The organism is Rhodococcus sp. NPDC003383 (genome assembly GCF_053589115.1).
Genome location: NZ_JBSFRG010000001.1, coordinates 35,611 through 56,739, shown reverse-complemented (window position 1 = coordinate 56,739; position 21,129 = coordinate 35,611). Strand labels below are relative to the sequence as shown.

At 69.0% G+C, this 21,129-nt stretch carries 21 protein-coding genes; 12 read left to right on the top strand and 9 right to left on the bottom strand.

Annotated features, from left to right (window positions below; translation table 11 throughout):
* Positions 1–62 precede the first annotated feature (62 nt).
* From ACWDTS_RS00205 to ACWDTS_RS00195, 3 genes are all read left to right on the top strand, one after another.
* A complete protein-coding gene (locus tag ACWDTS_RS00205) occupies positions 63–1,115 on the top strand; it encodes a class I adenylate-forming enzyme family protein (protein ID WP_450110049.1) in 1,053 nt (350 codons plus the stop codon).
* Positions 1,116–1,202: 87 nt separating this feature from the next.
* Positions 1,203–1,964: a crotonase/enoyl-CoA hydratase family protein gene (locus ACWDTS_RS00200; RefSeq protein WP_450117282.1), complete on the top strand. Its 762-nt coding sequence runs from the start codon at positions 1,203–1,205 to the stop codon at positions 1,962–1,964.
* Between the two features lie 69 nt (positions 1,965–2,033).
* Positions 2,034–2,957 carry an adenosine deaminase gene (locus tag ACWDTS_RS00195; protein ID WP_450117281.1) on the top strand — a complete coding sequence of 308 codons (924 nt, stop codon included), beginning with the start codon at positions 2,034–2,036 and terminating at the stop codon, positions 2,955–2,957.
* Here ACWDTS_RS00195 and ACWDTS_RS00190 read toward each other — a convergent pair.
* Complete coding sequence (locus tag ACWDTS_RS00190; RefSeq protein WP_450117280.1) at positions 2,950–4,275, bottom strand: D-arabinono-1,4-lactone oxidase; 1,326 nt, start codon at positions 4,273–4,275, stop codon at positions 2,950–2,952. The two genes, ACWDTS_RS00195 and ACWDTS_RS00190, sit on opposite strands and share 8 nt — an antisense overlap.
* A 95-nt stretch (positions 4,276–4,370) precedes the next feature.
* Between ACWDTS_RS00190 and ACWDTS_RS00185 the strand changes: the two genes are divergently transcribed.
* From ACWDTS_RS00185 to ACWDTS_RS00175, 3 genes are all read left to right on the top strand, one after another.
* Entirely contained in the window at positions 4,371–5,015 is a 645-nt protein-coding gene (locus ACWDTS_RS00185; protein WP_450110051.1) for a TetR/AcrR family transcriptional regulator, read from the top strand.
* A 120-nt stretch (positions 5,016–5,135) separates the two neighbouring features.
* Positions 5,136–6,314: an amino acid deaminase/aldolase gene (locus ACWDTS_RS00180; protein WP_450117279.1), complete on the top strand. Its 1,179-nt coding sequence runs from the start codon at positions 5,136–5,138 to the stop codon at positions 6,312–6,314.
* A gap of 77 nt (positions 6,315–6,391) precedes the next feature.
* Entirely contained in the window at positions 6,392–7,021 is a 630-nt protein-coding gene (locus tag ACWDTS_RS00175; RefSeq protein ID WP_450110053.1) for an alpha/beta hydrolase, read from the top strand.
* 57 nt (positions 7,022–7,078) lie between these two features.
* On the opposite strand, the gene ACWDTS_RS00170 is transcribed toward ACWDTS_RS00175, so the two are convergent.
* The 3 genes from ACWDTS_RS00170 to ACWDTS_RS00160 form a co-directional block, all read right to left on the bottom strand.
* Positions 7,079–8,881 carry an AMP-dependent synthetase/ligase gene (locus ACWDTS_RS00170; RefSeq protein WP_450110054.1) on the bottom strand — a complete coding sequence of 601 codons (1,803 nt, stop codon included), beginning with the start codon at positions 8,879–8,881 and terminating at the stop codon, positions 7,079–7,081.
* Between the two features lie 165 nt (positions 8,882–9,046).
* Positions 9,047–9,676: a phosphoribosyltransferase gene (locus ACWDTS_RS00165; RefSeq protein WP_450110055.1), complete on the bottom strand. Its 630-nt coding sequence runs from the start codon at positions 9,674–9,676 to the stop codon at positions 9,047–9,049.
* A gap of 123 nt (positions 9,677–9,799) precedes the next feature.
* Positions 9,800–11,074, bottom strand: a complete 1,275-nt coding sequence (locus ACWDTS_RS00160; protein WP_197256062.1) for a TrpB-like pyridoxal phosphate-dependent enzyme — start codon at positions 11,072–11,074, stop codon at positions 9,800–9,802.
* A gap of 151 nt (positions 11,075–11,225) precedes the next feature.
* Here ACWDTS_RS00160 and ACWDTS_RS00155 point away from each other — a divergent pair, with 151 nt between their 5' ends.
* Positions 11,226–13,184, top strand: coding sequence for a DEAD/DEAH box helicase (locus ACWDTS_RS00155; protein ID WP_450110056.1), 1,959 nt, complete (start codon positions 11,226–11,228; stop codon positions 13,182–13,184).
* Positions 13,185–13,217: 33 nt separating this feature from the next.
* Here ACWDTS_RS00155 and ACWDTS_RS00150 read toward each other — a convergent pair whose 3' ends face one another.
* From ACWDTS_RS00150 to ACWDTS_RS00140, 3 genes are read right to left on the bottom strand one after another with little or no spacing between them, the layout of a single operon-like run.
* Entirely contained in the window at positions 13,218–14,003 is a 786-nt protein-coding gene (locus ACWDTS_RS00150; RefSeq protein WP_450110057.1) for a DUF1206 domain-containing protein, read from the bottom strand.
* Positions 14,004–14,007: 4 nt separating this feature from the next.
* Positions 14,008–14,526, bottom strand: a complete 519-nt coding sequence (locus tag ACWDTS_RS00145) for a mycothiol transferase (RefSeq protein WP_248674299.1) — start codon at positions 14,524–14,526, stop codon at positions 14,008–14,010.
* Positions 14,523–16,424: an ABC transporter ATP-binding protein gene (locus tag ACWDTS_RS00140; protein ID WP_450110058.1), complete on the bottom strand. Its 1,902-nt coding sequence runs from the start codon at positions 16,422–16,424 to the stop codon at positions 14,523–14,525. The genes ACWDTS_RS00145 and ACWDTS_RS00140 overlap by 4 nt, the downstream gene beginning before the upstream one ends.
* A 193-nt stretch (positions 16,425–16,617) precedes the next feature.
* Between ACWDTS_RS00140 and ACWDTS_RS00135 the strand changes: the two genes are divergently transcribed.
* The 4 genes from ACWDTS_RS00135 to ACWDTS_RS00120 all read left to right on the top strand — a co-directional run bounded on the left by ACWDTS_RS00135 (position 16,618) and on the right by ACWDTS_RS00120 (position 18,963).
* A complete protein-coding gene (locus ACWDTS_RS00135; RefSeq protein WP_450110059.1) occupies positions 16,618–17,037 on the top strand; it encodes a hypothetical protein in 420 nt (139 codons plus the stop codon).
* Positions 17,034–18,353, top strand: coding sequence for a hypothetical protein (locus ACWDTS_RS00130; RefSeq protein ID WP_450110060.1), 1,320 nt, complete (start codon positions 17,034–17,036; stop codon positions 18,351–18,353). Before ACWDTS_RS00135 ends, ACWDTS_RS00130 begins: the two co-directional genes overlap by 4 nt.
* Complete coding sequence (locus ACWDTS_RS00125) at positions 18,350–18,676, top strand: hypothetical protein (protein WP_450110061.1); 327 nt, start codon at positions 18,350–18,352, stop codon at positions 18,674–18,676. Before ACWDTS_RS00130 ends, ACWDTS_RS00125 begins: the two co-directional genes overlap by 4 nt.
* A gap of 62 nt (positions 18,677–18,738) precedes the next feature.
* On the top strand, positions 18,739–18,963 hold the full coding sequence (locus tag ACWDTS_RS00120) for a hypothetical protein (RefSeq protein ID WP_231611450.1): 225 nt from the start codon (positions 18,739–18,741) through the stop codon (positions 18,961–18,963).
* A gap of 43 nt (positions 18,964–19,006) precedes the next feature.
* On the opposite strand, the gene ACWDTS_RS00115 is transcribed toward ACWDTS_RS00120, so the two are convergent.
* Both ACWDTS_RS00115 and ACWDTS_RS00110 read right to left on the bottom strand, forming a co-directional pair.
* Positions 19,007–19,594, bottom strand: coding sequence for an AMIN-like domain-containing (lipo)protein (locus ACWDTS_RS00115; RefSeq protein WP_450110063.1), 588 nt, complete (start codon positions 19,592–19,594; stop codon positions 19,007–19,009).
* Positions 19,595–19,604: 10 nt separating this feature from the next.
* The gene (locus ACWDTS_RS00110; protein WP_450110064.1) at positions 19,605–20,057 is read right to left on the bottom strand and encodes a winged helix-turn-helix transcriptional regulator; all 453 of its coding nucleotides are present in this window, start codon (positions 20,055–20,057) and stop codon (positions 19,605–19,607) included.
* A 125-nt stretch (positions 20,058–20,182) separates the two neighbouring features.
* On the opposite strand from ACWDTS_RS00110, the gene ACWDTS_RS00105 reads away from it, so the two are divergent.
* A complete protein-coding gene (locus ACWDTS_RS00105) occupies positions 20,183–21,112 on the top strand; it encodes an NADP-dependent oxidoreductase (RefSeq protein ID WP_450110065.1) in 930 nt (309 codons plus the stop codon).
* Positions 21,113–21,129: the final 17 nt, after the last annotated feature.

The following is a 21,129-nucleotide window of genomic DNA, read 5'->3' as shown; positions in this document are numbered from 1 at the left end:
ACCCACCCCGAAATGTGATGCACGCCATATAGTGCGAGGCACGCAGACGATCGGAGGTGGCGATGTCGCCGGCGTTGGTCAAATTTTCCGGTGGTGCCGAATGGCTGCGCGACGATCGCGTCACCCGGCACGCGGGGGTCTTCCGATACGAGGGGCTCGAGCCGTGCCTGGCCGAACTCCTCGACCGCAGCGCCTTGCGGTTCGCGCAGCGCACCGCCGCCGTCGACCGGGCCGGTCGCGGCATCACCTACCGCGAACTGTGGGCTGCCGCCGCTCGCGTCGCCGGCGGTCTGCTGGACCAGGGTGTCGGCCCGGCGGACCGCGTCGTCGTGCACTACCGGAACGGATTCGACTGGCTCCACGCGTTTCTCGGCGTCGTCCTGGCCGGTGGTGTCCCGGTCCTGCCGGATCCGACGTGCAGCGACGCCGAACTCGAGTGGATCGTCGCCGACAGCGGCGCGATCGTCATGCTCGACGGAAAGCTGCCCGACGGGGTCGCCTTCCTCGACGGGGGTGCCTCGCCCGAGGAACTGGCCCTGCTCTACTACGTGCGCAAGTTCGGCGGGGGACTGCACGGTGTCGAATTGACCAACGAGAACATCCTGTCCACCATCGAAGCGGTCGTCCACGCGATGGATCTCGGCGTCGGTGGCGTGCGGACCGTGATCACCGCGCCGCTGTCCACCGCCGTCGGATGCGGTGTGCAACTGCTGCCCACCCTGTCGGTCGGTGGCACCGTCGTCGCGGCCGGGGCGCGCGGCATCCGGGTGCCGTGGCGCCACCTGCGCGCCTCGTTCCCGACGGCCCGCTGCGTGCGCGGCTGGGGGGTCGCGGAGACCGGCGGGATCGGACTGGTGCTGCCGATCGAGGCTCGGCAGCGGCATCCCCGCAGCATCGGGATTCCGTTCGGCGGAATGGAGGTCGCGTTGCTCGGCCCCGATGCCGAACGCGGCGTGGGTGAACTGCTGTGCCGCGGCCCGAGTGTGGCCCGCCGGTACTGGAACGATCCGCAGGGCACCGCCGAGACGTTCGGCGACGGCTGGTTCCGCACCGGCGACCAGGTCGAGATCGACGAAGGCGGGTTCGTCACCCAGCTAGCGGTACGGGTCTCGTGATGTGACGCGGACTCGGGTATACACCTGATGTGCCGCGACCCACACCCGGGTCGGCGCATCCGATCCGCTCAGTGGAGGTATACGCACATGTCCGATGTGGTCTTGTCCGAGCGCCGTGGTCGAGTACTGGTCATCACCATCAACCGGCCCGACGCCCGCAACGCCGTCAACGCCGCCGTGAGCCACGGACTGGCCGAAGCGATCGACGAACTCGACGGCGACGACGACCTCTCGGTCGGTGTCCTCACCGGTGCCGGCGGAAACTTCTGCGCCGGCATGGATCTCAAGGCGTTCGTGGCCGGCGAGAACGTCGTGGTCCCGGGCCGGGGAATGGGCTTCACCGAGCAGCCGCCGCGCAAGCCGCTGATCTCCGCGGTCGAGGGCTACGCGCTCGCGGGTGGCACCGAACTGGTGCTGGCGACCGACCTGGTCGTCGCGGCCCGGGACGCCAAGTTCGGCATCCCCGAGGTCAAGCGCGGACTCGTCGCCGCCGGTGGCGGTCTGCTGCGCCTGCCCAAGCGCATCCCGTACCAGAAGGCACTCGAACTCGCCCTGACCGGCGACAGCTTCACCGCCGAGGAAGCGTACGGGTTCGGGTTCGTCAACACGCTCACCGAGCCGGGTGGCGCGCTCGACGGTGCGCTCGCACTCGCCGAGCGCATCACCGCCAACGGCCCGCTCGCGGTCGCGGTGACCAAGCAGATCGTCGCGGCCGCCGCGGACTGGTCGTCCGACGAGGCGTTCGCGAAGCAGATGGAGATCGCCGGTCCGGTGTTCGTGTCGGAGGACGCCCGCGAGGGTGCGACGGCGTTCGCCGAGAAGCGCGCCCCCGTCTGGAAGGGGCGCTGACCTCACCGCGGTGCCCGTCCGGTGACGGGCGGGCACCGCGGTACCGGGAGTCCGGGAGGAGCCGAACGCATGAGCGCCGAACTGCACGTGCACATCGAGGGCACGCTCGAACCCGAGCTGATCTTCGCGTTGGCCGAGCGCAACGAGGTGTCCCTGCCGTATCGCGATATCGCCGATCTGCGTTCGCGGTACGAGTTCACCGATCTCGGTTCGTTCCTGGAGTTGTACTACGCCAACATGCAGGTGCTGCGTACGGCGCAGGACTTCGCCGATCTCACCCGCGCGTACCTGGCGCGCGCGGCGGACGCGGGCGTGACCCGCGCCGAGTTCTTCTTCGACCCGCAGGCCCACACCAGCCGCGGCGTGCCGCTGCGTGAGGTCGTCGACGGGCTCGCAGACGCCGTCGCCGGCAGCGGTCGCGAGTTCGGGGTCGATGCCGCGATGATCGCGTCGATCGTGCGGGACCGTCCCGTGCAGGAGGCCGGTGAGGTGTTCGGTGAGCTGCTGCGGCTGCACGCCCCGATCATCGGTCTCGGCCTCGACTCCGCCGAGGTCGGCCATCCACCCTCGTTGTTCGAGGACGTGTTCGCTCGTGCCCGCGCCGAAGGTCTGCACGTCGTCGCGCACGCCGGTGAGGAGGGACCCCCGGACTACGTCCGGCAGGCGCTGGATCTGCTCGGCGCCGAACGCATCGACCACGGCATCCGGTCACTCGAAGATCCCGAACTGGTGGCGCGGCTCGTCGACGAGCAGGTGCCGCTCACCGTCTGCCCGCTGTCGAATGTGCTCCTGGGCGTGGTGGATTCGATCGAGGAGCACCCGTTGCGCCGCATGCTCGACGCGGGCCTGCTGGTCACCGTCAACTCCGACGACCCCGCCTATTTCGGCGGCTACGTCGACGACAACTTCGCGGCACTGCACACCGGGCTGGGCCTGACCTACGCCGAACACGACACGCTGGTGCGCAATTCGCTCGAGGCCGCCTTCACCTGAGTGCGTTCGCCTCGATGCCGAACACCCGCTCGAGGTACGGGTTGGCGAACCTGCCGTCCGGGTCGACGCGCTGCCGCACGGCGAGGAAGTCGTCGAACTTCGGGTACGCGGGCCGCAGATCGTCGGCGGTCCGCTCGTGGAGCTTGCCCCAGTGCGGCCGGCCGTCGACGTCGCGCACGATCTTCTCGACGGTCGCGAAGTAGTCGCGGTGGTCGCGCCGGTGGAACTCGTGCACCGCGACGTAGGCGGTGTCGCGACCGTACGCGGTGGACAGCCACACATCGTCGGCGGCGGCGAAGCGCACCTCGATCGGAAATGCGACCTGCCGGCCGGTGCGTTCGAGGCCGCGGGCGATGTCGGCGAGCACGCCGGGGAGTGCGTCCACCGGGATCGCGTACTCCATCTCCCGGAACCGCACGCGCCGCGGGGACGCGAACACCGCGTAGCTGCGGTCGGTGAACTCGCGGGGCGACAGGGCCCGGCCGGCGAGGTTGTTGATGCGGGGAATCAGGCCCGGCGCCTGCGCCCCGACGTACTGCAGCGCGCCGAACAGGCCGTTGGAGAGCAGTTCGTCGTCCACGAGACCGCGGATCCGGCCGATCGGCGCGGTCGGTTCGGTTCCCTCGAGCCGGATGTTGCGCTTGGTCAGGACACGGTCGGTGTGCGGGAACCAGTAGAACTCGAAATGGTCCACGCCGAGCCGGTCCTCGTCGAGGGTCGCGAGCGTCTCGGTGAGGGTCGCGGGCCCCTCCGCCGCGTGCAACCGGTACGCGGGCACGCAGTCGAGCGTCAGGGAGGTGAGGATGCCGACGGAACCGACACCGAGGCGCGCCGCCTCGAACAGTTCCGGCTCGGTGGTGGGGGAGCAGTGCACGACGCGTCCGTCCGCGAGCACGATGGTCGCCGCGCGCACCTGGGTGGCCAGGCCGCCGAATCCCGCTCCGGTGCCGTGGGTTCCGGTGGAGAGGGCACCGGCGATCGACTGCACGTCGATGTCGCCGAGGTTCGCCAGCGCCAGGCCGTGCGACCACAGCAGGCGGTTGAGATCGTGCAGGCGGGTGCCGGTGCCGACGGTGACGAGCGCACCGGCCGCGGTCGGTTCGACCCGCTCGATCCCGGCGATCCGGTCGAGCGAGACGAGGACGCCGTCGGTGACCGCCGCGCCGGTGAACGAATGCCCGGCGCCGACCGCCTTGACCCGCTCGCCGCGTTCGGCGGCGCGGGTGACGATGGCCGCGACCTCCTCGGCGCCTGCAGGGGTCTCGAATGCGCGAGGTGTCGCGTGCTCGGTGCGCGCCCAGTTGCGCCAGGTAGCCATGACCCACATCGTCCTCTTGGACGACCGTCCAGGTCAAGGGTTGCGGGCTGGCCGCGTTCGCCACGGAGCCGGCCCCGAGCCTCTACGATCGGGGAATGCTGAACCGGATGCCCGCGGACGAGCGTCGCGCCCAGCTGATCGAATCCGCACTCGATCTCGCGGAGCGCGGGGGAGTCGGCGCGGTCACGGTGCGGGCGGTCGCGGAGAACGCCGGTGTGTCCCTCGGCGTGGTGCACTACTGCTTCGAAAGCAAGGAAGCGCTCGTCGTCGCGATGGGCGAAACCCTCATCCGCCAGCTCAGCGAGACTCTCCACGTCGCGTTCGACCTGCCGCACGACGGCCCGGATCCGCAGGGAATACGCGGGCTCCGGCAACTCCTGTATGCGGGGCTCAACGCGATGTGGCCGATGATCGAGGCGACCGCGAACCGGCAGATCCTCACCTACGAGATCACCACCTATTCGCTGCGGCAGCGGGCCTCGGACTCCGAGCCCGGCGGCCGGATCGCCGCCGAGCAGTACCGGATCATGGACGTCGAGGCGTGCCGGTTCCTCTCCGACTGCGCCGAACGCACCGGGACGACGTGGACCGAACCGATCGAGGACATCGCCCGGATGGCGCTGGCGATGATCGACGGCCTGGTGCTGCGCTGGCTCGTCGATCGCAACGGCGACTTCATCGTCGCCGAACTCGACGACATGGCCGGGATCATCGCCTCCCGTGCGGCCGAGAAGTCCTGAACGAACACCGCTCGGGGTGATCGCCCCGTCCGGCGAGCAAGGAACTGGACAAGCGTCCATTCCGGTGTTCGACTTGTTCCCCGACGCTTGCCCGTCCCTGCCTCGACGATTGGACCCGCCGTGACTTCGCCCCTCGATCGGCTCGACACCGCGACCGCCGACCTCGATCCGCCCTTCGCCGCCGCCGACCTGGCCACCGTGCGCCGCAACGCAGCCGACCTGATCCGGCGCGCAGGCGGTACGCCTGTGCGGGTTGCGAGCAAATCGGTCCGCTGCCGCGCGATCCTCGAGGAGGTCCTGGGTGCCGACCTGACCGGTTCGAACGGCACCTTCCGGGGCATCATGGCCTATTCGCTGCGCGAAGCGCTGTGGCTGGTCGAGCGCGGTGCCCGCGACGTACTGCTCGGCTATCCGACGGTCGATCGCGGTGCGCTCGCCGAACTGGCCTCGCGACCCGAGGCGCTCGACGCGATCACCCTGATGATCGACTCCACCGCCCAGCTCGGGCTCGCGCGCGACGCGTTCGGCAGCGGCCGGGTGCGCCCGCGGGTGTGCCTCGACATCGACGCGTCGCTGCGCATCGGACCCGTGCACCTGGGAGTGCGCCGCTCCCCGCTGCGCGGTCCGGACGACGCCGCGCAACTCGCGCGGTGCGCGACCACCGCCGGATTCTCCGTGGTCGGGGTCATGTTCTACGAGGCGCAGATCGCCGGCCTGCCCGATTCGTCGCTGCCCGTGCGGCTGGTCAAGCGGGCGTCGGCGCAGGAACTCGCGACCCGCCGCCGCATCGTCGTCGACGCCGTCCGGGCCACGGTCGGCGACCTCGAGATCGTCAACAGCGGCGGCACCGGCTCGCTCGAAGTGAGTTCCGCGGATCCGGTTGTCACCGAGGTGACCGCCGGATCCGGGTTGTACGTGCCGACCCTGTTCGACCGCTACCGCGCCTTCACGCCGCATCCCGCGCTGTTCTTCGCGCTCCCCGCGGTGCGCAAGCCGGCCCCGGCAGTCACCACCCTGTTCGGCGGCGGCTACATCGCGTCCGGGCCCGCCGGGGCGTCGCGCGTGCCGAAGCCGGTGCATCCGGTGGGCTTGCGGCTGCTGCGCAACGAGGGGGCGGGGGAGGTGCAGACGCCGGTCACCGGGCGCGCCGCGTCGGACATCCCGATCGGCGGTCGCGTCTGGTTCCGGCACGCCAAGGCGGGCGAGCTGTGCGAACGGTTCACACACCTGCACCTCGTCGACGAGGACGGCTCACGCCACACCGTCCCGACCTACCGCGGTGAGGGCCACTGCTGGTGACCCCTCGTGCCCGTGCGCGTTTCCGGTAGCGGGGGCTACCGAAAACACGCACGAGGGGCAGGACCGAGAATGAGGCAATGCCGTTCATCGCCGGGGCCACGGGCCGCCTCCACTACCGATCCTGGAACACCGACGCGGCGGACGCCGCCGTCGTCTTCGCGCACGGGATGGGTCAGCACAGCGGTCATTACCACCGGTTCGCCGCCGGCCTGGCCGCCGACCGCATCGGGCTGTGGGGCCTCGACCTGGCCGGTCACGGACTGTCGGAGGGACAGCCGGGGGAGCCGGGAGACGTCGCCGCGCACGCGGCCGATCTCGCCGAGATCACCGGCCTCGCCGAGCAGGACGAACTGCCCCTGGTGGTGATGGGACATTCGCTGGGTGCCGCGACGGTCCTGGCGCTGCTGCGCACCGAGGCGTCCCGGTTCCGCGGTGTGGTGCTGTGCGGGACGCCGCGCACCGCGACCGTTCCCGCGACCGCGGAGGTCCTGAGGTCCGCGGGTCTGCCGGTGCTGGCTGTGCACGGCGTCGACGACCGGCTCGCTCCGATCGACCCGGTCCGCGACTGGGCCGCGACCGTGCCGGGGCTCGAGCTGCGCGAGTACCCGGACGCCGGGCACGATCTGCTGCACGAGCCGGTGCACCGCACGGTGACACGCGACGTCGCGGAGTTCGTGCTCGCGGTGACGGGTCCGGAACGCCGATGAGCGGATGTGCCTCCCCGCGGAGGGGAGGCACATCCGCTCACAACCGGACGAGGGCGATCAGCCGTAGATCGCGGCGATCTCGGCGCCGTGCACCTCGTGGATGATGTTGCGCTTGAGCTTGAGCGTCGGGGTCAGCTCACCGGATTCGACGCTGAAGTCCACGTCGAGGATGCGGTACTTCTTGATCGCCTCGGCCTTGGAGACCTTCTTGTTGGTCTCGGCGACCGCGGCATCGATCTCGGCGATCAGATCCGGGTTCTTGATCAGGTCGGCCACGGTGGCGTCGGCCGGAACGTTGTTGCGTTCCTTCCAGCCGGGGAGCGACTCGGGATCGAGGGTGATGAGCGCACCGATGAACGGCTTGCCGTCGCCGACGACTATGACCTGGCTGATCAGCGGATGTGCCCGCAGCGAGTCCTCGAGGACGGCCGGGGCGACGTTCTTGCCGCCCGCGGTGACGATGAGTTCCTTCTTGCGGCCGGTGATCGAGATGAAGCCGTCGGCGTCGATGGTGCCGATGTCGCCGGTGTGGAACCAGCCGTCGACGATCGCGTCCTTGGTGGCCTGCTCGTTCTGCCAGTAGCCCTCGAACACGACGGGGCCCTTGAGCAGCAGCTCGCCGTCCTCGGCGATCTTCGCGGCGTGGCCGTTGAACGGGCGGCCGACAGTGCCCACCTTCTGGTTGCCCGGCGTGTTCATGATGATGCCGCCGGTGGTCTCGGTCAGGCCGTAGCCTTCGAGGACGTTGATGCCGACGCCGCGGAAGAAGTGGCCGAGGCGGGCACCGAGCGCGGCACCGCCGGACACCGCGGACGTGGCCTGGCCGCCGAGCGCGGCGCGCAGCTTGCCGTAGACGAGCTTGTCGAACAGGGCGTGCTTGAGCTTGAGTCCGAGACCCGGACCGCCGGTCTCGAGCGCCTGGCTGTATTCGATGGCGGTGTCGGAGGCCTTCTCGAAGATCTTGCCCTTGCCGCCGTCGTAGGCCTTCTGCTTCGCGGAGTTGTACACCTTCTCGAACACGCGGGGCACCGAGAGGATGAAGTTCGGCTTGAACACGGCGAACTGGTCGAGCAGCGTGGTCAGGTCCGAGGTGTGCGCGACGGTGACCTTGCTGTCGAACGCCGCGAACGAGATGAGCCGGGCGAACACGTGCGCGAGCGGCAGGAACAGGAGGGTGCGGTTGCCCGCGACCATCGCGTCCGGCAGCTGGAGCGCCGCGGCGGCGGACTCGGCGTACAGGTTGCGATGCTTGAGCTGCACGCCCTTCGGGCGGCCCGTGGTGCCGGAGGTGTAGATGAGCGTGGCCGCGGACTCGGCGGTGACCGACTTGCGGCGCTCCTCGACCTGCTCGTCGGTGATCGCGGTGCCGCGGGCGATCAGTTCCTCGACCGCACCCTTGGCGCCGTCGCCGGGGGCGATGCGCAGGACCTCGCGGACGGTCGGCGCCCCCTCGGCGACCTCCTTGACGACCGCGGCGAGCTCGTCGTTCTCGACGATGAGCAGCGACGTACCGGAGTCCTCGAGGATCCACTGGGACTGGTCGGCGGACGACGTCTCGTAGATCGCGACGGTGGCCCCCCCGGCCGTCCAGATCGCGTAGTCGAGGAGAACCCACTCGTAGCGGGTCGACGACAGGATTGCGACGCGGTCGCCGAGCTCGATCCCGGAGGCGATCAGGCCCTTGGCGACGGCGCGGACCTGCGCGGCGAACTCCTTCGCGGTGACCTTGGTCCACGCGCCGTCGACCAGTCGCTCGAACGGCACGAAGTCGGGCGACTCCTTTTCGTGCCGGAAGACGGAATCCGCCATCGATGCGTCCTCGGGAATCGAGAACGACTGCGGCACGGAAATCTCACTCACTGCTGACCCCTCCATCGTTTTACCTTGGGATGTGCATTGCATCACAGGTTAGGGCGTTTTGCACCTGTCGAGCTGTCCGTTATGCACTGTTTTCGCCGGTCATGGAGGAGTGATTTGTGTTACTTCGGGTACCGCAGGTTACTCGTCGGTAGCCAATGATGCAGGTCACTGGGGTTTCAGCAGCTCGGTCGCTTCCGAATCGGTCAATTGGTGAAAATCTTCGTAGGCCGCACCGACACTGTCCTGATCGGTCGGCTGCTCCGGGCAGACCACCTCGTCCGCGACCGTCCGTATCCGTCGAACCGCCTCCGGAGAGGCGACGGGAATCGCCACGACGACCCGCTCGGCACCTTCGGCGCGGGCGGCCAGGCATGCCGCTGCAGCCGTTGCTCCGGTGGCCAGGCCGTCGTCGACGAGCACGACCGTGCGGCCCGCGATCGGGATGCGGGCGCGGTCGCCGCGCAGCAGGCGGGCCCGCCGCTCCAGTTCGGCGCGTTCGCGGTATTCCACCCGGGCCAGGGAGTCCTCGCCGATCCGGCCGCGGCGCAGGACTTCCTCGTTGAGGATGCGGGCGCCGCCCTCGGCGATCGCGCCCATCGCGAGTTCGGGTTGCCAGGGCACGCCGAGTTTCCGGACGACGAGCACGTCGAGCGGAGCGTCGAGTTCCCGGGCCACCTCCCGCGCGACAGGGATCCCGCCGCGCGGCAGGGCCAGGATCACCGGTTTCGCGTCGCGCAGGTGCCCGACCGAGCGGGCGAGTCGCCGCCCGGCTTCCTCACGGCCGGCATAGCGCACGACTCCAGTATGACCCGGTCGACAGCCCTGTCGTCCCCATCCGCGGACCCGAAAGACAGCCGCGCGCAACCGGCGGCATCGCGCGGCCGTCTCCCTCGTCTGCGGCTGTAGCCGACCCGCCTTCTAGACCAGCTCGCCCGACAGGTACGAGTGGTAAGCGGGCAGGTCGAGCTGTCCGTGCCCGGACAGTCCGATCACGATGACCTCGGGTTCGGTCAGGCCCTTCGCGTACTCGGCGGCCGCGGCGATCGCGTGCGCCGACTCGGGTGCCGGCACGATGCCCTCGGTGCGCGCGAACTGCACTGCCGCGGCGAACGCCTCGGTCTGGGGGACGGCCTTGCCCTCGACGTACCCGAGCTCGACGGTGTGGCTGAGCAGCGGCGCCATGCCGTGGTAGCGCAGGCCGCCGGCGTGGATCGGGTCGGGGATGAAGTCCTGACCGAGGGTGTGCATCTTCAGGAGCGGCGTCAGGCCCGCGATGTCGCCGTGGTCGTAGCGGTACTCGCCCTGCGTGATGGACGGGCACGCGGCCGGTTCGACGGCCACGATCCGCGTCGAGGCGCGCTCGTGCAGCACCTCGCGGATGAACGGGAACGCCAGACCGGCGAGGTTCGAGCCACCGCCCGCGCAACCGAACACGACGTCGGCGTTCTCCTCACCGGCCGCGCGGAGCTGTGCGACGGCCTCGAGGCCGATCACCGTCTGGTGCAGCACGACGTGGTTGAGCACGCTGCCGAGGGTGTAGCGGGCAGCCGGGTCCTTCACCGCGACCTCGACGGCCTCCGACACGGCGATGCCGAGGGATCCCGGGGTGTCCGGGTGGTCGGCCAGGACCTGACGTCCGGCGTCGGTGAGCTCGGACGGGCTCGCGTGCACGGTGCCGCCGTACGTCTCGATGAGGAACCGGCGGTACGGCTTGGAGTCGTACGACGCGCGCACCTGCCAGACCTCGAGTCCGATGCCGAACTTCGCGCACGCGAAGGACAGGGCCGACCCCCACTGGCCGGCGCCGGTCTCGGTGGTGAGCCGGGTGACGCCGTCGATCGAGTTGTAGTACGCCTGCGCGACCGCGGAGTTGACCTTGTGGCTGCCGACCGGGCTCACGCCCTCGTACTTGACGTAGATGTGGGCCGGGGTGCCGAGAGCCTTCTCGAACGCGTGCGCCCTGATCAGCGGGGTGGTGCGGTAGTTGCGGTACACCTCCCGGACCGGCTCGGGGATCTCGATGTCCGTCTCGGTGGACAGTTCCTGCTCGATCAGGCCCTTCGCGAACAGCGGCGCGAGGTCGTCCGCGGTGATCGGTTCCTTGGTGCCGGGGTGCAGGTGCGGCGGCGGAGCGACGGGCAGGTCACCGACGATGTTGTACCAATGGGTGGGGATGTTGACGGGCTCCGACACCGGGTCGTCCTTTCGGTTACGCAACGAGAACCCGTCCAGTGTGCCAACGCACATACCGGGAGTACGCAGGCGGTGGGACCCAGGTCACCGGGGCAGCTGTGGCACCGACGATGCGGGCTCTCCCACGCTCATCCGATAAACTGCAGGTCAAATGAGTGATATTGTGCAAGACCCCGACGCCGAAAACGCCACCCCCACGTTCGCCGATCTCGACATCGATGCCCGTGTGCTGCAAGCGCTTTCGGACGTGGGCTACGAGTCCCCGTCGCCGATCCAGGCGGCGACCATCCCACCACTGCTGGAGGGACGGGACGTCGTCGGTCTCGCTCAGACCGGCACCGGCAAGACCGCCGCGTTCGCGGTGCCGATCCTCTCCCGCATCGACACCGCGAAGAAGCGGCCCCAGGCGCTGATCCTGGCGCCCACCCGTGAGCTTGCGCTGCAGGTCGCAGAGGCTTTCGGCAAGTATTCGGCGCACATCCCCGGGCTGCACGTGCTGCCCATCTACGGTGGCCAGGCGTACGGCGTGCAGCTGTCCGGACTGCGTCGCGGCGCCCAGGTCATCGTCGGCACCCCCGGACGTGTGATCGATCACCTTTCCAAGGGCACCCTCGACATCTCGGAGCTGGAATTCCTCGTCCTCGACGAGGCCGACGAGATGCTCACGATGGGCTTCCAGGAGGACGTCGAGCGCATCCTCGCCGACACCCCCGACACCAAGCAGGTCGCCCTGTTCTCGGCGACCATGCCCGGCGCGATCCGCCGCCTGTCGAAGCAGTACCTCAACGACCCCGAAGAGATCACGGTCAAGTCGAAGACCACGACCTCCTCCAACATCTCCCAGCGCTGGGTGCTGGTCTCGCACCAGCGCAAGCTCGACGCACTGACCCGCATCCTCGAGGTCGAGTCGTTCGAGGCGATGATCATCTTCGTCCGCACCAAGCAGGCCACCGAGGACCTCGCCGAGCGGCTGCGTGCCCGCGGCTTCTCCGCCGCCGCGATCAACGGCGACATCGTGCAGGCCCAGCGTGAGCGCACGATCGGCCAGCTCAAGAGCGGTGCCCTCGACATCCTCGTCGCGACCGACGTCGCCGCGCGCGGCCTCGACGTCGACCGCATCAGCCACGTCGTGAACTACGACATCCCGCACGACACCGAGTCGTACGTTCACCGGATCGGCCGCACCGGCCGCGCCGGCCGCAGCGGCGACGCGCTGCTGTTCGTCGCTCCCCGCGAGCGGCACCTGCTCAAGTCCATCGAGCGGGCCACGCGGCAGCCGCTCGCCGAGATCCAGCTGCCCACCGTCGAGGACGTGAACGCGCAGCGGGTCGCCAAGTTCAACGACGGGATCACCGAGGCGCTCGCGTCGGATCACCTGCAGTTGTTCCGCACGTTCATCGAGGACTACGAGCGGGAGCACGACGTTCCGCTCGCCGACATCGCGGCCGCGCTCGCCGTGCTCTCGCGCGACGGCGAGTCCTTCCTCATGGAGTCCGAGCCCGAGCCGATCGCCCCGCCGCGCCGCGAGCGCGAGCGCGAGCCGCGTCCGCCGCGCCGGTTCGACGACGACGGAGCCTCCCGCGTCGGCCGTGACGGCCAGGAACTGATCACCTACCGGATCGCCGTCGGCAAGCGGCACCGGGTGCAGCCCGGCGCGATCGTCGGTGCCATCGCCAACGAGGGCGGCCTGCGTCGCAGCGACTTCGGGCACATCAGCATCCGGGCCGATCACAGCCTCGTCGAGCTGCCCAAGGACCTGTCGGCGCAGACCCTCGAGGCGCTGCGCGCGACCCGGATCTCCGGTGTCCTCATCCAGTTGCAGCCCGATACCGGCGCCCCGTCGGGACGGCCGGGCTCGTACCGGGCCCGTGACGACCGCGGTGAGCGTCGCGGCGGTGAGCGCCGCGAGTACGGCGGCAAGAAGGACTGGGGCGAGCGCGGCGGCCGCAAGGACTACGGCGACAAGCCCCGTGGCTACAAGGACCGCGGCGACTTCAAGGACCGTGACTTCAAGGACCGCGACAAGGATCGCGGCGGCTTCTCGCACCGCGGCGACCGTGGCGGTCACGGCCACGGCAGCCGCGGCGGCGGATTCCGCGGTCGCGACTGACCGGTCCGGTCGAGTTGTGACGGTCCGGTCCGGTCACATCCTTCCGTAGCGCGCCAGGACGAAGCAGTAGGCACCGTAGACGACGATGCCCAGTCCGGCCGCCCACAGAAGGACCTGTCCGAACGGGGCGGTGCCCAGCGTCTTCAGGGCACCGTCCAGCCCGGTCGCCTTGGCCGGGTCGGACGTGAAGGTCGCGATGATGACCAGGATTCCCGCGCCTGCGATCGCCAGTCCCTTCGCGGTGTAACCGACGACGCCGAGCACCGTCGCGACGCCCGGCACCGGACGGTGCAGGTCGTCGAGGAAGTTCCGGCTCACGCCCTTGTACACGTGGTATCCGCCGATCCCCACGGCAATGAGCCCGGCGACGACGAGCACCGTCTTGCCGGCGCCGGATTGCATCAGCCGGGCGCTCAGCCCGACGCTCTGCTCGCTGCTGGACCGTCCGCTTCCCAGCGCGAACTGCAGGGCGGTGAACGCGAGCGCCGCATACGCGATCGCGACTCCCGCGGACTTGAACCGGTCCAGCGTCGACGGTTCCTCGAGGTCGGACCGTTTACCCATCAACGCTTCGGTCAGCCGCCACAATGCGAGGGCCGCGAGCGTCACCGCGGTGACCCACAGGACGGCGGTGCCCCCGGGCGCCGCGGCCATCGTGGCCAGCGCACCGGACTGGTCGGCGGCACCGGACTCGCCCATGGCGAGCCGCACGACGATGTATCCGATCAGCGCGTGGACGACGCCGCTGGTCGCCTGACCCACCCGGGCCACTCGTTCGAGAGGCGTGTTCTGCGCGGCGCCGGCCGCATCGATTTCCATGTCCCTACCAGGCGTGACCGGCGAGGACGTCGGCCGTGGCACCGTCGATCGACTCGCGGATGATGTCGGCGTGGCCGGCGTGCCGCGCCCACTCCTCGATCTGGTGCAGCAGCAGGAACCGCACCGTGAACGGCACCCCCTGGTCCAGGTAGCGGGCCACGTCGTCGGGAATGTCGACGACGCGGTCGAGATCCGGTTCGTCGCGGACCAGCTGGGCGAGCCGGGCTGCGGCCGCATCGAGCTTCGCGATCTGGTCGGCGACGGTCTCGTCGTCGCCGACGAGCCAGCCCGACGTCCATGCCTCGACCGGGTCGTCGGGGCGGCTGTTGGTTCCGGCGATACGGTCGGCAGCGGCGACCTCGCCGTCGACGACGTGCGCGAGCAGCGACGCCAGGCTCATCGACGACGCGCTCGGCACCGAGCGTGCCTGTTCCTCGGTGAGCCCGGAGACCGCGTTGCGGAACGCGTCGTGCTGGTTGCCGAGGATCTCGAGCAGCAGCTCGGATTCGGTGGGGATGCTCATGCTTCGAGTATCGGGGCGAACGCGGACGAATACTTTCCGGAATCAGCAAACTGGGTGCGATACAGCTGCTCGTAACGGCCACCGGCCGCGAGCAGCTCGGTGTGCGTACCCCGTTCGACGATGCGCCCGCCCTCCACGACCAGGATCTGATCGGCGGCCCGGATCGTCGACAGCCGGTGCGCGATGACCACCGAGGTCCGGCCGGCCAGTGCTTCGGTCAGCGCCTCCTGCACCGCGGCCTCCGAGGTCGAATCCAGGTGCGCGGTGGCCTCGTCGAGGATCACGACGCGCGGGTGTGCGAGCAACAGCCGCGCGATCGTCAGCCGCTGGCGTTCACCGCCGGAGAGCCGGTAGCCGCGTTCGCCGACGACGGTGTCCAGTCCGTCCGGCAACGAGGCGATCAGATCGTGCAGGCGGGCTCGGCGCAGCGCGTCCCACAGCTCGTCCTCGGTGGCCGTCGGCCGGGCCAGCAGCAGATTCTGCCGCACCGACTCGTGGAACAGGTGCCCGTCCTGGGTGACCAGGCCGACCGTGGCACGGATCGACGAGGCCGTCAGCTCCCGCACGTCGATGCCGTTCAGTAGCACCTGTCCGGAATCCACGTCGTACAGTCGCGGAATCAGCTGCGCCACGGTGGATTTTCCGGCACCGGACGAGCCGACCAGCGCCACCATCTGTCCAGGTTCGACGCGGAAATCGATGTCGTGCAGCACGGTTTCGCCGCCGCGGGTGTCCAGGACCGCGACCTCCTCGAGCGACGCCAGCGACACCTTGTCGGCGGAGGGGTAGGCGAAGCTCACGTTGCGCAGTTCCACCGACACCGGTCCCGGCGGCACGTCGCGCGCGCCGGGGGCCTCGACGATCAACGGCTCCAGGTCGAGAACCTCGAAGACCCGCTCGAAGCTGACCATCGCGCTCATGACATCCATCCGGGCGCTGGCCAGGGCCGTGAGCGGCGAGTACAGGCGGGTCAGCAGCATCGCCATCGCCACCACCGAGCCGGCGTCCAGCTGGCCGCGCAGAGCGTAGACGCCGCCGAGGCCGTAGACGAGCGCGAGCGCCAGAGCCGAGACGAGGGTCAGTGCGGTGACGAAGACGGACTGCAGCATCGCCGTGCGGACTCCGATGTCGCGGACGCGTCGAGCCCGGATCGCGAACTCGGCGGATTCGTGGTCCGGCCGGCCGAACAGCTTGACGAGCGTGGCTCCAGGGGCGGAGAACCGTTCGGTCATCTGGGTGCTCATCACCGAATTGTGGTTCGCGGCTTCACGACTCAATCGGGCGAGACGAGTCCCCATGTGCCGCGCGGGAATCACGAAGATCGGCAACAACAGCAGTGCGAGAAGCGTGATCTGCCACGAGATTCCGATCATCACGACGAGCGTGATGACGAGTGTGACGATGTTGCCGACGACACCGGAGAGGGTGTCGCTGAAGGCGCGCTGCGCGCCGATGACGTCGTTGTTCAGCCGACTGACCAGCGCACCGGTGCGGGTGCGGGTGAAGAACGCGATGGGCATGCGCTGGACGTGATCGAACACGGTGGTGCGCAGATCCAGGATCAGGTCCTCGCCGATGCTCGCCGACAACCAGCGATTGGCGATCGCGAGCCCGGCCTCGACGATCGCGATGCCGGCGATGAGCACCGCCAACCCGAGGACCACGGACAGTGCGGCGTGATCGACGATGGCGTTGACGACCCGGCCGGCCAGCACCGGCGTGGCAACACCGAGCGCCGCGATCACGACGCTGAGCACCAGGTAGAACAGGATGTTGCGGCGATGCGGACGGGCGAACGCGCCGATCCGGCGCAGGCTTTCACGTGAGAACGGCCGACGGTCGTTGTGTGCGTGCATCGCGTTGTACATCGCGTTCCACGCGGTGATTTCCATGCTCATCTCGCGGAGCCTCCCTCTCTCGTAGCCCCGACCGTAGAACCTCGAGCAGGCTCGAGGTCAAGGGTAGTCGGCGACACACCTGCCCCACAGCGTGTCGCTCGCGCGTCTCGTGGCGGTGATACCCTCACCCGGCCGGAGGGGGAGCCGGAAGGACGCGAGCGCGTCGTCCACTGAGCGGGGGGAATTTCGAAACGTGACCAGTGCTGTTCCGAGCGAGTCTGCTGTATTCGTCGACGACTACATGGAAGCGATGCTGGGCGAGTCGGGCGGCTCGTCTCCGGGCGCAGGTGACCCAGGGCCGCCGAGCGCAGTCGACCTCTTCCGGGTGAATCCGGAAGAGCTCCGGCGATTGTCCGGATTGCTCGATTCGGCGACGGAAGCGATCGAGGAGCTTTCGGAGGGCCTCGGGCGTGGGGACTCGGTTGTGCGATTCCCCGGAAGTCGTACCGCGCAGGTCAGCGTCGCGGTAGTTCAGGCGCTGAATGCCGCGACCGTTGCCGCGGCAGACCGGATCGCGTACATGTCGGGTCTCGCGAGAGGGTCCGCCGGGGACTACCAGGTCGCCGAGGGCGTATTCGCGGCGCAACTCGCTGCCGTGGGGGACCTCCCGTGACCCCGAGCCGGTCTGAGATAGAGCTGTGGAAATCGTCGGACCTGACCGTGACGGCGTCGAACCTGGACGGGATTCGCCGATCGATCGTCGACGTGGCCGGAACCATGCGCAACGACGTTCGTGCAATGGCTCCGGAATGGACCGGAATCGCCTTCGATGCGGCGGCGCACCGAGCAGACGATGAGTACGACGAAGTTCGGCGCCTTGCGGGAACGGTGCAGGCGATCGTCGACGCCTACGACGGAAGTGCCCGTGAACTCGAATCGATGCTGGAGTTCCTGCGAGCAGTGGTGGCTGAGGCGGAGGAACTGTTCATCGTCGGTGAAGATTGGGCGCTGACCCCGAGGCCTGCGGCCGACGATGAACTCAGGGCTCGCCAGGACGAACTCGCAGACTACTTCGCAGAACGGATTCGGAATGCCGTCGAAGGGATCCGGGCGATCGACGGAAGTCTTGCGGCTGCGTTGGAGGCGCTCGCCGGTGAACTGTCGTCGAACAGCCCGCAGGGCGTGCCCCCGGAGTTGCGGGAGGCTGCTGTTGCGAGTCCGGGACGATTGACCGCTGCCTCGGTCGCATTCGAGGCGATGTTCGGACGACGCCCGGCGAGTACGGTCGACTGGCGTACCGCGATGGCTCTCGACACCACAAGTTATCTGGACAAGAACCAGGGCGTGCGCGCCGAAGTGGTGGTCGGCCGTATCGAACCGGTCCCGGGGCAGGGGATCGTCCGGATGGGTCTCTTCATTCCGGCTGGTGAAGTTGTCAACTTCATTCACAACGATCTCGGTGATGATCGAGACGAGGATCCGACGTTCGATCCGGAACGAACGAGGGTTTCGCTGTACGTGGACTACGAGAACGGCGTCGTGATTGCGCGTCAGAATCCGTCCGTCGGGGTGACAGGCGAAGTGGAAGTCGGTGCTCCTGCGGTGAACGTACAGCAGCTCTCGGACGGGTCGGTACGACTTGTGTACGAGGCGACGAATGCACTGCCGCCTCTCGATTCGGAGGCACTGACGACATTTCATTCCGTGAAAGGGGACATAGTTCTCGCTCCTGGTCCGGAGAGGGTCGGTGTTGCCGCGCAGATCGGGAACTATCCGTCTTTGGAGATCTATCAGGATTCAGTATCCGGCAGTACGCAACAGATCTATATCGACCCGGCTGACAGCGGCTCGAAGTGGGGCCCGCTCGGCAACCTACCGTTCGATCACACTCTGGGCGACTACTCCTCGGCCACAGAACGTTTCGATGGCGTGCAGCCCATGGCGCTCCAAGAAGTGAACCTCGCGTGGGCGCACGGAGGAGGGTCGTGAGGCAGCTGAATGTGACTGGACAGGAACTGAAGCCGCGCGTGGCTACCGACGGGCTGTTCTGGGGATCAGCGACTGTGATGGTACCGATCTCGCTCGCGTTCACGTTTGCGATTGCCATATTCGTTTTCGAGGCGTTCGGGATGGACGACACGAATGAGCCCCAACTACTTGTGGCGTTGGTGGTTCTCGCGGCGATTCTGACACCGCTCGCCTCGGCGGTGCTGCTGCGGACCGCGTCGCGGATCCGCGCCGGGGTCGCGCTGGGGGTCGCGGTGGGATCGCTGGTTGCGATCTACGGCGGTGTGATTCTGGTGGTGCGGTAGTGGTAGCCGACAAGACCCGGATTGCGCCCGGACGAGTGTTCGGCCCGGCGAGTCTGATCGGTGTGGTTGCCGGGATCGTGGTCCAGGCGACCGTACCGTTCTGGGTCCCACGTGAATTCGGCTGGACCGCCCTGGCGTTGCCATTCGTGTCCGGCCTCGTCTGTTGTCTCTTCTCTGGCCGTGTGCGCCATCTCGGTGCAGGGCTGGTCGTGTCGATGGCGACGCTCCCGCTGGCGATTCTCGCGATGTGGACCGCCGGCGCGATCCTGCACGTGATGCGGTATTAACCGAGGTCGACGCTGTCTGGACGCCCCGTTCGGGATGAGTGCCCTACGGGCGCGCCACGTCGATCACGAGGCGGGTCGGGCCGGTCAGGGAGTACACCGAGAACGGCGTGTCGGGATCTTTGATCCCGATGAACGATTGGGTGACGCCCTCGAACACACCTGCGCCGTTGACCTCGACGACCGAGCCGCCGGGCGCCGCGAGCACCGGTTGAGGGCCGGCGTACTGCTCGACGCCGCTGTCGAACGGGTAGGCGGAACCGTCGATGAGAACCTGCAGGATCGCTCCGCCCGCGACCGCGACCTCGTTTCCGCTGCCGTCCTGCACGGCACGGTCGACGTAGCCGACGCGCCAGCCCGGGGCGCCGGTGCCGCCGAGTTCGTACACCACGCGATCGAAGCCGTCGTGGGTGCCGGTGCGGATGTCGGTGACCGTCAGCTTCGAACCGGGCGCTGCCGGTGCCGACTTGGCGGCCGCGTCGACGGGGAGGTTCTTCGCCGCCGCGGGTGCGGTGGTGGTGGGGATCGTGCCGGCCGACGCCGGCGGCGCGGGGCTCTGCGAATCGGCGCACCCGGCCAGGGTCAGGGCCGCGACAGCGGCAAGGGCGACAACGGCGACGCGGCGGTGGTTCATGGGATCGATGTTACGGCTGTGATCCATGGGAATCGGTGATTGGCGAGGCCGCCGCCCGTGCGTCGTACTGCTCACGATTGGCGAGCACTTCGTCCATGTTCGCTTCGGCCCACGCCTTGACCTGCTTCATCAGCGCGTGGAGCGACAGGCCGAGGTCGGTCGGTTCGTACGTGACGGTCACGGGCACGGTGGGTGTGACGGTGCGCGTGACCAGACCGTCGCGCTCGAGGTTGCGCAACGTCTGCGTGAGCATCTTCTGGCTGACTCCCGCGAGGTGCCGGGACAGTTCCGAATACCGCAGCGAACGGGGTGCGCCGGTCTCGTCCCCGAGGGCCGCGAGCACCAGGGCGACCCACTTGTCGGAGATCCGATCGAGCAGTCGGTGGCTGGGGCACGCAGCCAGGAATGCGTCGTATTCGAGCTTGGCCTGTGCCCGTTTGTCGGCCGCGGTCGTCGTCGCCATCGCCGGCTCCTCACCGTAAGCGAAGGAAGTTACGCACTCTCGGGTGCCTACTTACCGATAGAGAGTAGCTCTACGAAAGTGGTGTGTGCCAAGACGAAAGCGAACTCTCCGACGAGGAGGTAGCCATGAGCGCCACCGAACTCCGCACCACCACGTACCGCGCCGCCGTCGTCCGCACGCCCGGCGCGCCCGACGCCGTCGAGGTCGTCGAGGTCCCGCTCCCCGAACCCGGCCCCGGCGAGGCCCGCGTCCGGGTCGCCGCGGCCTCCGTCAACCCCGTCGACCTCACGACCGCGTCCGGATGGTTCCACCAACGGGGACTGATCGATCAACCCGAGCACACCGGCATCGGCTGGGATTTCTCCGGGACCGTCGCCGCCACCGGCCCCGATGTCGACCTGGCCGTCGGCACCCGGGTTGCCGGATTGGTGACCGGTTTCGACCGGGCCGTCGGGACGCACGCCGAGTACGTCCACGTGCCCGCAGCGGACCTCGCCGTGGTGCCCGACGGCCTGGGCCTCGTCGAGGCATCGACAGTGCCGCTCAACGGCCTCGCCGCCGCACAGATCGTCGATCTGCTCGGCGATGCGCCGGCCGCTGGGAGGCTGCTGGTGACCGGTGCGGCCGGCGCGGTCGGCGGATACGTCACGTCGCTCGCCCGGGATCGTGGCTGGCACGTGACCGGCCTGGCCAGAACGTCGGACGAGGAGTACGTCCGCGGCCTCGGCGCCGAATTCACGACCGCCGCCGAACCCGGCTGGGACGCGCTGGCCGACTGCGCGGGACTGCAGGACGAAGGTCTCGGCCTGGTTCGGGACGGCGGGCGCTACGTCGGCGTGCGGCCGGGAGGGGAGCCTGCCGCCGAACGCGGAATCTCCGTCGCCGCCGTATCGGTGCAGGCCGAGGGTGCTCGTCTCGCCGAGCTGCTCGCCCGGACGGCGACCGGCGAACTGCCCGCCCGCGTGCACGCCGTCGTGCCGCTCGACCGGGCCGCCGATGCCTACCAGGCGGCGGGCGAGAGCGGGGTGCGCGGTCGCTGGGTGCTGACGCCCTGACCGGAGCGGCGGGGGTT